The sequence below is a fragment of the Actinoplanes sp. 13 genome, from assembly GCF_056134165.1.
In genome coordinates this window covers 212,185-227,179 of record NZ_JBVYOQ010000001.1, presented here as the reverse complement: position 1 = coordinate 227,179, position 14,995 = coordinate 212,185, and the positions used below count along the sequence as shown (strand labels likewise).

The window sequence follows — 14,995 nt, the reverse complement described above, 5'->3', positions numbered from 1 at the left end:
TCTCTCAAGGACCAACATGCTTCGTGCACGTGTCGTACTGAACCCTGCCCACGTCGTGGCTCCGGTGAGCCGCCGCACCTTCGGCTCGTTCGTCGAGCACATGGGCCGCTGCGTCTACACCGGGATCTTCGAGCCCGGCCACCCGCTCGCCGACGAGGACGGCTTCCGCACCGACGTGCTCGCCCTCGCCCGGGAACTCGGCGTCACCATGGTCCGCTACCCCGGCGGCAACTTCGTCTCCGGTTACCGCTGGGAGGACGGCATCGGGCCGGCCGCCGAGCGGCCCCGGCGGCGTGACCTGGCCTGGCGCAGCATCGAGACCAACGAGGTCGGCATCGACGAGTTCGCCCGGTGGGCGGAGAAGGCCGACGTCGAGATCATGTACGCGGTGAACCTCGGCACCCGGGGCGTGCAGGACGCCCTCGACGTGCACGAGTACGTCAACCATCCGGAAGGCACCCAGCTGTCCGAGCAGCGCCGGGCCAACGGGGCGGAGAAGCCGTACGGCATCAGGATCTGGTGCCTCGGCAACGAGCTGGACGGCCCCTGGCAGACCGGGCACAAGACCGCGCAGGAGTACGGCCTGCTCGCGGCCGCCACGGCCCGGGCGCTGCGGTCGGCGGAGCCGGACCTCGAGCTGGTGGCCTGCGGCAGCTCCAGCTCCAGCATGCCCACCTTCGGCGCCTGGGAGTCGACGGTGCTGGAGCACGCCTATGACGTGGTCGACTACGTCTCCTGCCACGCCTACTACGAGGAGCACGACGGCGACCTCGGCTCGTTCCTGGCCAGCGCGGTCGACATGGACCACTTCGTGGACAGCATCGTGGCCACCGCCGACGCCGTGGGCGCCCGGCTGAAAAGCAAGAAGAAGATCAACCTGTCGTTCGACGAGTGGAACGTCTGGTATTTGTCCCGTTTCCAGAGCCAACCGCCGGCGGGGGAGTGGCAGGTCGCCCCGCGGGTGATCGAGGACCAGTACAACGTGGCGGACGCGGTGGTGGTCGGCAACCTGCTGATCTCGCTGCTGCGGCACAGCAACCGGGTGACGGCGGCCTGCCAGGCCCAGCTGGTGAACGTGATCGCGCCGATCATGACGGAGCCGGGAGGTGCGGCCTGGCGGCAGACCATCTTTTATCCGTTCGCCCGGACCGCGGCGCTGGCCAAGGGCGATGTGCTGGACGTGCGGATCGACGCACCAACTTATGAGACGGCGAGGTACGGATCCGCTGCGCTGGTGGATGCCGTCGCGACGCACGACGTGGGGTCCGGCGACGTGGTGGTCTTCGCGGTGAACCGGGATGTGGAGCAGCCGGTCGAGGTGACGGTGGATCTGTCCGGGTTCGATGGGGCGTTCGTCGTGGGGGAGGCGTGGACGCTGACCGATGATGATGTACGGGCTGTGAACACCCGGGATGATCCGGAGCGGGTTCGTCTGCGGCCGCTGGCCGAGGTGCCGACGGGGGCGGTGTCTCTCGAGGGCGGGGCGGTTGTGGTGACGCTTCCGCGCGTGTCCTGGAGCGCGGTCCGCCTCACCCGCTCGTAGTCGATCTTTGCCTCCGGCGGGGATCCTCCCCCGCCGGAGGCAAAAGCTGACGGTGCACCCGGGAAAACTGTTATCCCCACCCGCCGAATTCGTCGCGCGAACCGGACCTTAAAGGACCTTTAACGAACGAGCGGAATCGACGATGAGCTGCGAATAATGGCGTGCGTCCCTATCCGATGATGTTCGAAGGGTCGCACCCCCATGCGCCGCAAACGAAGTCTGATCCTCGCCTCCGTGGCGACCGTCGCCGCCCTCGGCACCGCCTGGATCGCCCTGCCCGCCTCAGCCGCCGCGCCCACCGCCACCCTGCGCACGGTCGGTGACTGGGGCAGCGGATGGCAGGACGAGGTGACGATCAGCAACACCGGCACCTCCGCCCTCACTTCCTGGAAGGTGGAGTTCGACCTTCCCGCCGGCGCCTCGATCGGCAGCTTCTGGGAGGCCGAGATGGCCGCCTCGGGCAGTCACCGGACGTTCACGAACCGGTCCTGGAACGGCGCGATCCCGGTCGGCGGAAAGGTCACGTTCGGGTTTGTCGGCTCGGGCGCCCAGCCGGTCAACTGCAAGCTGAACGGTGCCCCGTGCAGCGGTGAGGCGGTCACGCCGACGAAGCCGCCGGCGACCGTCCCGGCGACCACACCGCCCACGACGCGGCCCACCACGCCGCCGCCGTCCACGGGTGCGCCGACGACCGCGCCGACGGCCGAGCCGACCGCGACCAGGCCGGCCGCGACGCAGCCGGCGGCCACGGTTCCGCCGAGATCCAACCTGCTGCCGGTGACGTTGACCAACGACAGCGGCCGCAAGGAGGCCGTCCACGTCTATGTGCTCGGCGTCAACCTGAACACCGGCAAGCTCGGTTACGTGAACGCGGCGGGCGACTTCACCGCCTGGTCGGGCGGTGGCACCGTCCCGGTCGCGGCGCCGGACGTCGCGATCCCCGGTCCCGCGGACGGATCGGCGAGCACCATCCGGGTGCCGAAGAACATCTCCGGGCGGATCTACTTCTCGTTCGGCCGTAAGCTCGACTTCCGGCTCACCAACGACGGTCTGGTGCAGCCCGCGCCGTGGGCGTCCAACGACCCCAACCACGACATTCTCTTCGACTGGAGCGAGTTCACCCTCAACGACTCCGGTCTGTGGCTGAACAGCTCGCAGGTGGACATGTTCTCGGTGCCGCACATCGTGAGCGTCACCGGTGGCAGCGGGACGATCCGGGAGACCGGCGAGCCGGTGCGCAACGGCCGGCAGAAGGTGATCGACGCGATCCGGGCGAACCCGGCCTTCGCGAAGAGCGTGGTGACCGGTCCGGACGGCACGGTGCTGCGGGTGCTGGCCCCGGGCAAGGCGGCCGACGCCGGTCTGATGAGCGCGACCTACCTGGACCCGTACATCACGAGCGCCTGGAACGCGTACGCGTCGAAGAACCTCACGGTTGTCCCCTTCACCGATCAGCCGAGTGTGAGATACATCGGCCGTACCTCCGGTGACGTGATGAGCTTCACCGACACGTCGGGCCGGACGGTGGCGTCGTTCACCAAGCCGTCGACGGCGAACGTCTGGGGTTGCGACGGCGCGCTGGGCGCCCCCAACGATCAGGTGGTCGGCCCGATCGCGCGGACCCTCTGCGCCGCTCTGCAGCGCACCACGCTGGGCCGTCTCGACACCCAGCCGAGCGGCACCGCGAACGACTTCTACCAGGGTGAGATCACCAACGTCTACGCCCGGGAGATCCACAAGAACATGGTCGACGGCAAGGCGTACGCGTTCGCCTTCGACGACGTGCAGAACCAGGAGTCGCTGGTGCACGACGGTGACCCGCGGGCGGCCGGGATCACTCTCACGCCGTTCTGATCCGGCCGCTCCGCGCACTGACGGATCGAAGGCGCCCACTGTCTGGATGCAGCGGGCGCCTTTCCGCAACGTGGGATGAATCACCCTTCACTCCCTTTTGTTCCGGGAATCGGCGATCCGCTGGTCGCGACCGGTATGCCCGGGCGGAGGATGAACGGATCCATGGCCGACACTCCTCTGCGGGGCCGGGCCGAGTTTCCTTCTGATGTCCGGCCGGTTAGCCTCCCCTCAGTTAGGTAAGGGTTACCTTAGTAGTGGAGGCCACGTTGGAGGGGTTCGCGTCCCCGCATCTGTTCTCCGGGTCCACGCTGGACAGTTACACGTCCGGGGTGTGGCACGCGTCGGCGCTGCTGGCGGACCGGGTGAAAGCGGTGCGGCAGCCGTACTCCGGCGCTACCGTCGCCGAGCTTCAGGCGGAGGTCGACGCCGTCGACCTGGACCGCCCGCTCGGTGACACCGGCGCCGCGTTGCACGAGGTCGCCCGGCTCTATCTGGACAACGCGGTCTGGTTCCACGAGCCGAATTACGTGGCGCACCTGAACTGCCCGGTCGCCATCCCGGCGCTGAGCGCCGAAGTCCTGATCTCCGCGGTCAACTCCTCGGTCGACACCTGGGACCAGAGCGCCACCGGCACGCTCATCGAGCGCCGGCTGATCGACTGGACCGCCGGCCGGATCGGGTTCGGCCCGGACGCGGACGGCGTGTTCACCAGCGGCGGCACCCAGTCCAACCTGCAGAGCCTCCTGCTGGCCCGGGAGGAGACGCTGGCCGGCCTGACGCAGGGCCGGGACACCGCGATCCCGCGCCTGCGGGTCTTCGCGACCGCCGAGAGCCACTTCAGCGTCAGCAAGTCCGCCGCGATCCTGGGCATGGCCGCGGACGCGGTGGTCGGCGTCCCCACCGACGGCACCGGCCGGATGGACGCGGCAGCCCTCGCCGCGTCGATCGACGACGTGCGCGCCGACGGCGGGATCCCGATGGCGGTCGTCGCCACGGCCGGCACCACCGACCTGGGCCGGATCGACCCGGTCGACGCCATCGCCACGGTCTGCGCCGAGCGGGGCGTCTGGTTCCACGTCGACGCCGCGTACGGCTGCGGCCTGCTGGTCTCGCAGCGCCGCCGGCACCTGCTGGACGGCATCGAGCGGGCCGACTCGGTCACCGTGGACTTCCACAAGAGCTACTTCCAGCCGGTCAGCTCCAGCGCCGTGGTGATCCGCCGCGGCGAGACGATGCGCCGGATCGCGGTGCACGCCGATTACCTGAACCCGCGCACAGCGACCGTGCCCAACCAGGTCGACAAGAGCCTGCAGACCACGCGCCGGTTCGACGCGCTGAAGCTGTGGATGACGTTGCGCACGATGGGCTCGGACCAGATCGGCGAGATGTTCGACGCCGTGGTGGACCGGGCGCACGAGGCGTACGAGCACATCGTCGCCGAGCCCGACTTCGAGGCGGTGGCCGCGCCGACGCTGAGCACGGTGCTGTTCCGCTTCCGGCCGGCCGGCATGAGCGTGGCGGAGTGCGACGACCTGATGCCGAAGCTGCGGCAGCGGCTCTTCTACGGCGGTCAGGCGATCGTCGCCGGCACCACCGTCGGCGGCCACTACTGGCTGAAGTTCACGCTGCTCAACCCCAACACGACGATGGGCAACGTCAAGGACGTGCTGGATCTCGTCCGGGAGATCGGACGGGACATGATGGACGAGCGGGAGACCGCGGCGGTGATGGCCTGATGCGTACGCACGATTTCGCCGCGATCGGTGTCGGCCCGTTCAACCTGGGTCTCGCCGCGCTCACCGCCGACCTCGACGTGGACGGCGTCTTCCTGGAGCAGCGGCCGGAGTTCGACTGGCACCCCGGCCTGATGATCGACGGGGTGACCATCCAGGTCCCGTTCCTGGCCGACCTGGTCACCATGGCCGACCCGACCAGCCGGTTCTCGTTCCTCAACTACCTCAAGCAGGTGGGCCGGCTCTACCCGTTCTACATCCGGGAGAGCTTCTACCCGCTGCGCGCGGAATACAACGAGTACTGCAGGTGGGTGGCCGGCCAACTGCCGTCGATCCGCTGGAACACCCGGGTCGACACCGTCACCCACGACGGCGACGCCTACATCGTGCACACCGCCGGCGAGACCTACCGGGCGCGCAAGCTGGTGCTCGGCATCGGCACCGCACCGCGGGTGCCGGCCGCGGTCGACCAGGGCGAGTACGTGCACAGCGCGGACTACCTGCCCAACAAGGCCAAGCTCCAGGGCCTCGACTCGATCACCGTGGTCGGTAGCGGGCAGAGCGCCGCGGAGATCTACCTGGACCTGCTGAACGACATCGAGACGTACGGCTACCACCTCAGCTGGATCACCCGGTCACCGCGGTACTTCCCGATGGAGTACACGAAGCTGACGCTGGAGATGACCTCGCCGGAGTACATCCGCTACCACCACGGGCTCCCGATGGAGGTGCGCGACCGGCTCGGCCGTGAGCAGCGCAACCTCTACAAGGGGATCAGCGGCGACCTGGTCGACGCCATCTACGACACGTTGTACGCGAAGAGCCTGCACGGACCGGTGCCGACCACCCTGCTCACCGGCACCGCACTGGAAGGCGTGATCTGGGACGAGGCGGAGAAGCGCTACACGCTCGGGCTGCACCACGCCGAGCAGGGCCGCTCGTTCACCGCCGCCACGCAGGGCCTGGTCCTCGCGACCGGGTACGCCGCGCGGGTCCCGTCGTTCCTCGACCCGGTCCGCGACCGGATCAACTGGGACGCCCGCGGCCGTTTCGACGTCGCCGTCGACTACACCGTCTCCCGGGCCGGTGACGTCTTCGTGCAGAACGCCGAGGAGCACACGCACAGCCTGACCGCCCCGGACCTGGGCATGGGCGCGTACCGCAACTCGGTGATCATCAAAGGGCTGACCGGGCGCGAGGTCTACAAGATCGAGGAGTCGATCGCGTTCCAGCAGTTCGGCGCCCCGAAGGCCGACATCCCCCGGGCACTGGTGACATCATGAGACTCGTACCCCTTGATCTCGACCGTGACCTGGACCTGCTGCACTCCTGGGTGACCCACCCGCGCTCGCACTTCTGGGGCATGCAGGGCGCCTCCGCCGAGCGGGTCCGCGAGGAGTACCAGGCCATCGCCGACAACCCGCACCACCACGCGTGGCTGGGGTACGACGACGACGGCGCACCGCTGTTCCTCGCCGAGACGTATGAGCCGGCGCACAGCGAGCTGGCCCGGCACTACGACGTGCGGCCCGGCGACATGGGCATGCACGTGCTGGTGGCGCCGCCGACCCGCCGCCGCCCCGGGGTCACCTCGGCGGTGATGCGGGCGGTGATGGACTTCTGTTTCGCCGACTCGCGGGTGGAGCGCGTCGTGGTCGAGCCGGACGTGCGCAACGAGGCGATCCAGCGCAAGAACGCCGAGGTCGGCTTCGTCGAGGAGCGGCACGTCCAGCTGCACGACAAGGTGGCCCGGCTCAGTTTCTGCACGCGGAGCGCGTACCGGATGAGCGTCCCGCATCTCCGGCAGCAGGCCATCGAGATCGCCCACCGCCGGTTGATCGCGAAGGCGATCGCGGAGTTCAGCCATGAACGGCTGATCAGCCCGGTGCCCGAGGGCGACCGGTACCGCTTCGGTGACCTGACGTTCACCGCCCGGCGCCACGAGCTCGAGCACTGGGTGATCGACCCGGCGTCGCTGACCGGGCCGCTCGACGCGCTCGACTTCATCGCGGGGCTCCGGGAGACCCTCGGCATCCCGGAGAAGCTGCTCGGCACGTACCTCGAGGAGATCTCCGCGACGCTGGCCGGGACCGCCTGGAAGGTCACCCACCGGCGGGAGACCGCCGAGGAGCTGGTGCACGCCGACTTCCAGACGATCGAGGCGGCGATGACCGAGGGGCATCCCGGCTTCGTGGCCAACAACGGCCGGATCGGTTTCGGTCTGCGGGACCACGAGGCGTACGCGCCGGAGGCCGGCCGCCCGATCCGGCTGCGCTGGGTCGCCGTGCGCAAGAGCGAGAGCGCCTTCGTCGGGCCGGACGAGCAGGAGCACTACCGATCCGAACTGGGTGATCTCGTCGAGCGGTTCGAGCAGCAGCTCCGTGGGCACGGCCTGGACCCCGCCGACTACCGGTATCTGCCCGTGCACCCCTGGCAGTGGGAGCACAAGGTGACGGTCACGTTCGCGCCGGACGTGGCGCGCCGGGCGATCGTCCCGCTGGACGCCGGCCCGGACCGCTATCGGGCGCAGCAGTCGATCCGCACCTTCTTCAACCTGGACCGGCCGGACCGGCACTACGTGAAGACCGCGATCGCGGTGCAGAACATGGGCTTCCTGCGCGGCCTGTCGCCGAAGTACATGCGGGCCACCCCGCCGATCAACGAGTGGGTCGCGTCCGTGGTGGACGGCGACGAGGAGCTGCGCGCGTGCGGGTTCCGGGTGCTGCGGGAACTCGCGTCGATCGGGTACACCGGGGACGCCTATCACCGGACCGGGACGCCGTCGGCGTACACCAAGATGCTTGCCGCCCTCTGGCGTGAGAGTCCGGTGCCGAAGATCGCCGAAGGCGAGCGCCTGGCCACCATGGCCAGCCTGCTGCATCGCGACAACGACGGGAACTCCCTGGTGTCGGCCCTGATCAGGGCCTCCGGCGTGACGCCGGCCGAGTGGGTGACGACCTATCTGCGCGCCTATCTGCGGCCGATCGTGCACTGCCTGCTCCGGCACGACCTGGCCTTCATGCCGCACGGCGAGAACCTGATCCTGGTACTCGAGAACCACGTGCCGCGCCGGGTGTTCATGAAGGACATCGGCGAGGAGGTCGCGGTGATGAACGAACAGCCGCTGCCGCCCGAGGTGGAGCGGATCCGGATCGACGTCACCGACGAGATCAAGGAGCTGGCGCTCTTCACCGACGTGTTCGACGGTTTCCTGCGCCACCTGGCGGGGATCCTCGACGTGGACGGCGTGCTCTCCTCGGCCGAGTTCTGGGCACTGGCCGGCGACTGCGTCCGCGAGCACGCCAAGGACCACCCGCACCTGGCCGGCCGCCTCGACCTGCTGCGGCCGACGTTCAAGCACTCCTGCCTGAACCGGCTCCAGCTGCGCAACACGCTGCAGATGGTGGACCTCACCGACCAGGCCAGTTCGCTGATCTTCGCGGGTGAGCTGGACAACCCGATAGCGCCATGAAGGTCTATCGCGACGACCACGGTATCCCGCACCTGCGGGCGGGCTCGGCCGACGAGCTGGCCTTCCTGCAGGGGCGGGTGACCGCTGCTGATCGCGGCCGCCAGATCGAGGTGGAACGCCGCCGGTCGGAGGGCCGCCTCGCCGAGGTGGCCGGCGCCGGCGAGATCGGCTGGGACCGGTTCGCCCGCCGGGTCCGGCTCGACGACACCGCCCGGCGCGCCTTCGACAACCTGGACGTGCCGACCAGATCGTTCCTGCGGGCCTACGCCGACGGCGTCCGGGCCGGCGGCATCGAGTGGCACCCCTGGTCGTCGCTCGGCGTCTTCCAGGTGCAGCACATCCTCTTCGGCACGTTCCCCAACAAGATGTGGCGCGCCCACGTCGAACGGACCCTCGGACCCGGGGCGTTGCCGTGGTTCGCGATCGAGGGCCCGCTCTCGTCCGGCAGCAACGCGTGGGCGGAGCCCGGCCGGATCGCCGGCGACCCGCACCGCCTCCTCGAACTGCCCGGCGTCTATCAGCAGATCCGGCTGGCCTGCCCGGAGTTCGACGTGGCCGGGCTGACCTTCCCGGGCGTCCCCGGCGTGCAGCACTTCGGCCACGCCGGGTCGGTGGCCTGGGCCGTGACCAACGCGATGGCCGATTACCAGGATCTCTACATCGAGGAGCTGCGCCGGACCCCGGAGGGGGTCGAGGCCCGCGGCGCGGCCGGCTGGGAGCCGGTGGTCACCCATCCGGAGACCATTTTTGTACGCGACGACGACCCGGTCGTGGTCGACGTGATGGAGACCTCGCGCGGCCCGATCGTGGACCGCGACCTGAGCCTGCGCACACCCGCCCGGGTCTCCGCCGACCTCGGCTTCACCGCGCTGCTGCCGTTGCTGCGGGCGTCCACCGTGGACGACGTCGCCGCGGCGCTCACCCACTGGGTCGAACCGGTCAACAGCGTCCTGGTCGCCGACGACACCGGCCGCGTCCTGCAACTGACCGCCGGCCGTGTCCCGCTGCGCGACGACCGCAACCGCTGGGTGCCGGTGCCGGCCTGGGAGCCCGGGTACGCCTGGGAGCCCTCATGGACCGGCTACTCCCGATCGGAGGTGACCACCGCGGTCAACGCCAACGACCGGCGCCCGGAGACCGAGCCGTACGGCATCGACTTCGCCCCGCCCGCCCGGGCCCGCCGGATCCGGCGCCTGCTGGACGCCGGTGCGCCGCCGGAAGAGATCCACATGGACACCGCACTGCCGGCCGGTTCCGCCGACGCCGGCCGGCACACCGCCTGGCGGGCCGCGGTGGCCCGGGCGCTGTGGGACCTGCCCGCGCTCGCGCCGCTCTTCACCGACTGCGGCCACGACCCGCTCTTCGCGCCGTGGACCGACCCGCGCGGCCGGATCGGCATCGCGCTCGACGGCGTCCTCGCGGGCCTCGGCCTCGACCCGGCCGAGCTGGTTCCGCCGTCGTCAGTGCCGGCCGAGCCGTGGGGCGACCGGCACCTGCTGCACCCGCTGCTGCTGCCGGGCCTGACCGCGGACGTCCCGCGCACGCCGCTCGGCGGCTCCGCCGACTGCGTGCTCAACACGTCCAGCGTCCCCGGCGTCAGCGACCTGTGCTGGCGCGGGCCGGTCGCCCGTTACGTGTGGGACCTCGCCGACCGGCAGCGCAGCCGCTGGGTGGTGCCGTTCGGCGCGGTCGACTCACCGGAGTCGCCGCACTTCCTGGACCAGCTGCCGCACTGGGCGGCCGGAACACTCGTGCCCCTGGTCACCGACTGGGACCGCCTGTCAGCCGAGGAGCTTTGATGATCGTCTTCACCGAGAAGCTGGCCGGGCTCGGCGAGCTGACCATGATCCCGCTCGACCCGGCGGCGCACGCCCCGATCGTGCACGCATGGGTGGTCAAGCCGCGCAGCCGGTACTGGGGCATGGGCTCGCACACCGTCGACCAGGTCGAGGAGATCTACGCGTTCGTGGACAGCCTGGCGACGCACCACGCGTACCTGCTGCTCCTCGACGACGCCCCGATCGGCGTCTTCCAGACCTACGAGCCCGCCCACGACCCGGTCGGTGAGTGCTACGACGTGCAGCCCGGCGACTTCGGCATGCACCTCCTGCTCGACGCCGAGGGCCGCGACCTGCCCCACCTGACCAGCGCGGTCTTCCCGGCCCTGATGCGCCACCTCTTCGCCGACCCGGCCCACCGGCGCATCGTCGCCGAGCCCGACATCCGCAACGAGCGGATGATCGCCCGGCTGCGGCGTGAAGGGTTCACGCTCGGCCCCGAGATCGATCTCGGCCACAAGCGCGCCCGGCTCACCTTCCTGGACCGCCCCACCTGAAAGGCACATCACGACCCCACCACTCCGGCCCGGCAGCGCTGATCTTCGAAGCGTCCAGAGCTTCAAGCGTTCAGGGAGCAGACACGCGGAGCCGATCGTTGGCGCCGGACACCCTGAGTCCTCCGTTTCCCGGACTTCGACGACCTTCGGGCCTGTCACGGCTTGGTGATTCTCATCGTCGGAAACCGCCGCCCGGGGCTAGGTTGGCGATATGCGGTTTCGGGCGGAGTTGGAGCGGACCGGGGGCACCACGACCGGCTTCCGGGTGGCCGGCGAGGTCGTCGAAGGGCTCGGCGGGGGTGCGCGGCCCAAGGTCGTCGTGCGGGTGAACGGGTTCGAGTTCCGGTCGTCGATCGCGAAGATGGGCGGCGACCACTGGCTGGGCGTCAGCGCCGAGCGGCGGGCCGCGGCCGGGATCGAGGGCGGTGAGGTGTACGACGTCGAGGTGGAGCTGGACGCCGCGCCGCGGGAGGTCGAGGTGCCGGAGGACCTGGCTGCGGCGCTTGCCGGTGAGCCCGCGGCCAAGGCGTTCTGGGAGCGGATGTCGTTCAGCAACCAGCGGTGGCATGCCGAGCAGCTGACCTCGGCCAAGACCGCCGAGACGCGGGCGCGCCGGCTCGCCAGGTCGCTGGACCTGCTCCGGGCCGGCAAAGCCCGCTAGCGCGGCGCGGGCCGCAGTCAGTGCCGGGTCGGGCGGTAAGCAACCTCCGGGTCGAGCAGCGACACCCAGGACGGCTGCCAGGCCGGGCCACGGCCCTCCATCTCCTCCCGCAGGTTGGTCCGCCACGGGCCGGACACCCCGTCGTCGTGCCACCAGGACGGCCACGAGTCGTACCTGCGCTCCACCTGCACCCCGCTCGCGCTGGTCTCCACCCGCAGGAACAGCCACCGGCCGTACCGCGGGTCGGACTCCGCACGCCGTACCCTCCGCACCAGCTCGGTGAGCCGGCGGAAGGTCGCGAAGCGCTCCTCGCCGGCCCGCTCGGCCGGCGGATGCTCGCCGGGCTGGGAGCTGTAGCTTGTCGAGTCCGCGTACGCCAGCAGCGTGCACCGGCCGTCCCCGGCCGGCGACCGCTCCTGGAGCCAGCTGATCAGGTCGCTGAGTTCCTCGGTCTCCGGCGGGGCGGGCCGCCGCAGCTCGTCGGCGTCCTGCATGGCGGCCCACACCAGCCGGTCGTGCTCGCCCTGGCTGAGCCGCCGGACCCGGCGCATCGGCGGGCGGTGGCCGGGCGCGATGCGCGGCGCCCGGCTGCCGGGCACCAGGCCGGCGCGGGTGGCCATCGCCATCGCCGCGTCCAGCGGGGGATCGGTCAGCGGGCCCAGCAGGGTGGTCAGGTGGCCCGGGGTGAGGTCGGCGCGCACCGCGGCGTTCAGCAGGCGCTCGCCGGCCACCCGGGCCGGCTCGGGTGGCTCCGGGCGGCCCGGCCCGGTCACCACGCCCGCCAGAGCGACGATCGTGTTCTCGGTGCTGAGCAGCGGCGCGAGCAGCGTGGTCATGCCGTCGCCGAGCCCGTCCTGGTAACGCACCCGGGACCACCGGCCACTCTCGTGCCAGATCACGAAGCCCAGTTCGTCGTCCTCGGCGAGTGGGGCCAGCTCGGCCCAGGGCAGCCAGTCCGGCGCGCCGGTGAGCAGGTCGAGCGGGGGGTCGGCGCGGGTGGTGGCGCTGTGCTCGTGATGCTGCCCGAACAGCACGGCGCGCCGCCCGTCGAGCAGCGCGAACCGCGCCCAGCTCCGGTGGCGGTCGTCCAGGCGGGCGCCGCGGTCGTCGATCGACCAGACTCCGGCGCGGCCGAGCCCGGTGAACGTCGTGCTCAACGCCGCCCAGCGGGTCCACAGCAGTCCGGGCGCGGGCAGGTCCACGTCGGTCAGCATGCGTCCACTGTGCCAAATCCGCCGGAGTTCGCGGCAGCCCAGGTGTCCGCTCTGTTCTGAGCTGCAAGAACCCGCGCAGTTAGCGCGGTCACAGTGACGCCGTGAGCCGGTTGCGGGTGCGGAGCGGCCGGGTGCGGTGCGGGTGCATGGGGTCAGGCGCCCCCGGGACGGGTCGAACGGATCGCTGGCCGCGGATCACGGATCCGCCGGCCGGACCCCGACCCCGACCCGGAAACGGATCATGCTTACCCACATCCTCGGTCTCCTCGGAGCCGCCCTGTCGATGTCCATCGCGTGGCCTCAGGTCTACCGCTCCTGTGTGCGGCGGCGCACCGCGGGCCTGTCGCCGACCGCGTGCATGCTGGGCGTCGCGATGCCGGCCGGATGGGTGACCTACGGGCTGCTGATCGGTGACCGTTTCCAGGTGCTGACGAACAGCGTCACCGTGCTGACCGGGCTGTCGATCCTCGTCGCGCTGATGGTCACCCAGCCGCGGCTGCGCTCCGGCCGGACGCTGGCCGCCAGTGCCGGCCTGGCCGGTGGCGTGCTGCTCGCGGTGCTGGGCACGGCCGCTGCGGCGGCTCTGCCGCAGGTCACCGGCGCCGGCGCCGCGGGCATTCTGGGCACCGTCCTGGCGGCCGTGTCGTTCGTCTCGGCGATCCCGCAGCCGCTCGCCCTGCTCCGCGACCGGAACCAGGACCTTTCCGGGCTCTCGCCGCTGCGCTGGGGCCTCGCCGCCGCGGCCTGTTCGTCGTGGCTGGGGTACGGGCTCAGCGTCGGTCAGCCGGCGGTGTGGGCGTCCGCGCTGATCGGCCTCACCAGCGCCTCGATCGTCTGCGGCGTGCTCTTCGCCCGGCGCGAGCGCGCGGTCACCGCGCGCCCGGAGATGGCGCTGCCCCGGCTGGTCCCGGCGAGCGCCTGACCCTTGTCGTACGCGACAGGCCGGTACCGATGGTCGGTGCCGGCCTGTGGCGTTTCTCAGTGGCGATCATCGTGGGGCGGCGGGTCAAGAGACCCGGCGCCCGTTGTCGGAGGGTTTCCAGTCGGCACTGTCCCGGCTGTCGGCGGTGTGCCCGGTCATCGAGGCGATCAGAATCAGGACGAAGAAGACAAGCAACACGATTTCCATGCCTCTAGCTTCGTCCCGCGGACGGCCGGAGGACAGTGGCAGATATGCCATACATCTTCAAGAAACTGCCAACCCCGGGTAGGGTGGCGGCATGTTGCGCAGTGTGGCGGTCATCGCGATGCCCGAAGTGGCGGTCTTCGAGCTCGGCATCCTCTGCGAGCTCTTCGGTTACGACCGCACCGCGGACGGTCTGCCCAGTTACGAGTTCGCCGTGTGCAGTGTGGACGGCGCTCCCGTGCAGACCCATTCCGGCTTCTCCATCTCGCCCAGCCACGATCTGACGCCGGCCGAGACGGCGGACCTGGTGGTCGTCGTGCCCAACGACATCCGCGAGGTGCCGGCCGAAATTCTCGACCTCCTGCGCCGGGCGCACGCGCGCGGCGCCTGGGTGATGAGCGTCTGCACCGGCGCGTTCGCCCTCGGCGAGGCCGGCCTGCTCGACGACCGGCGGTGCACCACCCACTGGCGGCACACCGACCGGCTCGCCGAGCGCTTCCCGAAGGCGAAGGTCGATCCCGGCGTGCTCTACGTGGCCGACGACAACATCGTGACCAGCGCCGGCACCGCCGCGGCGATCGACTGTGGACTGCACCTGATCCGCGAGGAGCAGGGTTCCGCGGTCGCCGCCGCCCTCGCCCGGCGGATGGTGGTGCCGCCGCACCGCGACGGCGGCCAGGCCCAGTTCATCGAGTCGCCGATCATGTCCTCGGTCTCGTGCGAGACGCTGCAGCCGCTGCTCGAGCAACTGCTGCGCACCCTGGACCGGGAGCACACCGTGGAGAGCATGGCCGAGATCGTGCACATGGCGCCGCGCACGTTCGCCCGCCGGTTCCGGGCCGAGACCGGTGCCACCCCGCACGACTGGCTGACCGCCCAGCGTGTGCTGCTGGCCCGCCAGCTGCTGGAGGACTCCGATCTCGGCGTCGACGCGATCGCGGGGCGGGCCGGCTTCGGCAGCGCGCAGACCCTGCGGCACCACTTCAGCCACCGCCTCAGCACCACCCCCCAGGCGTACCGCAGCACCTTCAAATCCAAGACCTAGCGTGTGAATTCT

12 protein-coding genes are annotated in these 14,995 nt (G+C 70.7%); 10 read left to right on the top strand and 2 right to left on the bottom strand.

Annotated features, from left to right (window positions below; genetic code table 11):
- Positions 1 to 16 precede the first annotated feature (16 nt).
- The 8 genes from arfA to AC0NH5_RS00910 all read left to right on the top strand — a co-directional run bounded on the left by arfA (position 17) and on the right by AC0NH5_RS00910 (position 11,598).
- Positions 17 to 1,543, top strand: coding sequence for an arabinosylfuranosidase ArfA (arfA, locus tag AC0NH5_RS00945; protein ID WP_474398719.1), 1,527 nt, complete (start codon positions 17 to 19; stop codon positions 1,541 to 1,543).
- Between the two features lie 201 nt (positions 1,544 to 1,744).
- On the top strand, positions 1,745 to 3,397 hold the full coding sequence (locus AC0NH5_RS00940; protein WP_474398716.1) for a beta-1,3-glucanase family protein: 1,653 nt from the start codon (positions 1,745 to 1,747) through the stop codon (positions 3,395 to 3,397).
- 266 nt (positions 3,398 to 3,663) lie between these two features.
- On the top strand, positions 3,664 to 5,133 hold the full coding sequence (locus AC0NH5_RS00935) for a pyridoxal phosphate-dependent decarboxylase family protein (protein ID WP_474398713.1): 1,470 nt from the start codon (positions 3,664 to 3,666) through the stop codon (positions 5,131 to 5,133).
- A complete protein-coding gene (locus AC0NH5_RS00930) occupies positions 5,133 to 6,413 on the top strand; it encodes a lysine N(6)-hydroxylase/L-ornithine N(5)-oxygenase family protein (protein ID WP_474398711.1) in 1,281 nt (426 codons plus the stop codon). Before AC0NH5_RS00935 ends, AC0NH5_RS00930 begins: the two co-directional genes overlap by 1 nt.
- Positions 6,410 to 8,602 carry a GNAT family N-acetyltransferase gene (locus AC0NH5_RS00925; protein WP_474398709.1) on the top strand — a complete coding sequence of 731 codons (2,193 nt, stop codon included), beginning with the start codon at positions 6,410 to 6,412 and terminating at the stop codon, positions 8,600 to 8,602. Before AC0NH5_RS00930 ends, AC0NH5_RS00925 begins: the two co-directional genes overlap by 4 nt.
- Positions 8,599 to 10,401 (top strand): penicillin acylase family protein, encoded by a 1,803-nt coding sequence (locus tag AC0NH5_RS00920; protein WP_474398706.1) that lies wholly within the window; start codon positions 8,599 to 8,601, stop codon positions 10,399 to 10,401. Before AC0NH5_RS00925 ends, AC0NH5_RS00920 begins: the two co-directional genes overlap by 4 nt.
- Complete coding sequence (locus tag AC0NH5_RS00915; protein ID WP_474398704.1) at positions 10,401 to 10,937, top strand: GNAT family N-acetyltransferase; 537 nt, start codon at positions 10,401 to 10,403, stop codon at positions 10,935 to 10,937. Before AC0NH5_RS00920 ends, AC0NH5_RS00915 begins: the two co-directional genes overlap by 1 nt.
- A 211-nt stretch (positions 10,938 to 11,148) precedes the next feature.
- Positions 11,149 to 11,598: a YdeI/OmpD-associated family protein gene (locus AC0NH5_RS00910; RefSeq protein ID WP_474398702.1), complete on the top strand. Its 450-nt coding sequence runs from the start codon at positions 11,149 to 11,151 to the stop codon at positions 11,596 to 11,598.
- A gap of 17 nt (positions 11,599 to 11,615) precedes the next feature.
- Here AC0NH5_RS00910 and AC0NH5_RS00905 read toward each other — a convergent pair whose 3' ends face one another.
- Entirely contained in the window at positions 11,616 to 12,812 is a 1,197-nt protein-coding gene (locus tag AC0NH5_RS00905; RefSeq protein WP_474398701.1) for a hypothetical protein, read from the bottom strand.
- Between the two features lie 241 nt (positions 12,813 to 13,053).
- Here AC0NH5_RS00905 and AC0NH5_RS00900 point away from each other — a divergent pair, with 241 nt between their 5' ends.
- Positions 13,054 to 13,734 (top strand): SemiSWEET transporter, encoded by a 681-nt coding sequence (locus tag AC0NH5_RS00900; RefSeq protein ID WP_474398700.1) that lies wholly within the window; start codon positions 13,054 to 13,056, stop codon positions 13,732 to 13,734.
- An 84-nt stretch (positions 13,735 to 13,818) separates the two neighbouring features.
- Here the strand turns inward: AC0NH5_RS00900 and AC0NH5_RS00895 are convergent, their stop codons facing one another.
- On the bottom strand, positions 13,819 to 13,941 hold the full coding sequence (locus AC0NH5_RS00895; RefSeq protein ID WP_474398698.1) for a hypothetical protein: 123 nt from the start codon (positions 13,939 to 13,941) through the stop codon (positions 13,819 to 13,821).
- 91 nt (positions 13,942 to 14,032) lie between these two features.
- On the opposite strand from AC0NH5_RS00895, the gene AC0NH5_RS00890 reads away from it, so the two are divergent.
- Entirely contained in the window at positions 14,033 to 14,983 is a 951-nt protein-coding gene (locus AC0NH5_RS00890; RefSeq protein ID WP_474398695.1) for a GlxA family transcriptional regulator, read from the top strand.
- Positions 14,984 to 14,995 lie beyond the last annotated feature (12 nt).

Bases quoted from the DNA above. Each gene is read 5' to 3' on its own strand.
- AC0NH5_RS00920 (WP_474398706.1), top strand. From the start codon at position 8,599: ATGAAGGTCTATCGCGACGACCACGGTATCCCGCACCTGCGGGCGGGC.
- AC0NH5_RS00915 (WP_474398704.1), top strand. From the start codon at position 10,401: ATGATCGTCTTCACCGAGAAGCTGGCCGGGCTCGGCGAGCTGACCATG.
- AC0NH5_RS00940 (WP_474398716.1), top strand. From the start codon at position 1,745: ATGCGCCGCAAACGAAGTCTGATCCTCGCCTCCGTGGCGACCGTCGCC.
- AC0NH5_RS00905 (WP_474398701.1), bottom strand. From the start codon at position 12,812: ATGCTGACCGACGTGGACCTGCCCGCGCCCGGACTGCTGTGGACCCGC.
- AC0NH5_RS00910 (WP_474398702.1), top strand. From the start codon at position 11,149: ATGCGGTTTCGGGCGGAGTTGGAGCGGACCGGGGGCACCACGACCGGC.
- AC0NH5_RS00895 (WP_474398698.1), bottom strand. From the start codon at position 13,941: ATGGAAATCGTGTTGCTTGTCTTCTTCGTCCTGATTCTGATCGCCTCG.
- AC0NH5_RS00925 (WP_474398709.1), top strand. From the start codon at position 6,410: ATGAGACTCGTACCCCTTGATCTCGACCGTGACCTGGACCTGCTGCAC.
- AC0NH5_RS00900 (WP_474398700.1), top strand. From the start codon at position 13,054: ATGCTTACCCACATCCTCGGTCTCCTCGGAGCCGCCCTGTCGATGTCC.
- arfA (WP_474398719.1), top strand. From the start codon at position 17: ATGCTTCGTGCACGTGTCGTACTGAACCCTGCCCACGTCGTGGCTCCG.
- AC0NH5_RS00930 (WP_474398711.1), top strand. From the start codon at position 5,133: ATGCGTACGCACGATTTCGCCGCGATCGGTGTCGGCCCGTTCAACCTG.
- AC0NH5_RS00890 (WP_474398695.1), top strand. From the start codon at position 14,033: ATGTTGCGCAGTGTGGCGGTCATCGCGATGCCCGAAGTGGCGGTCTTC.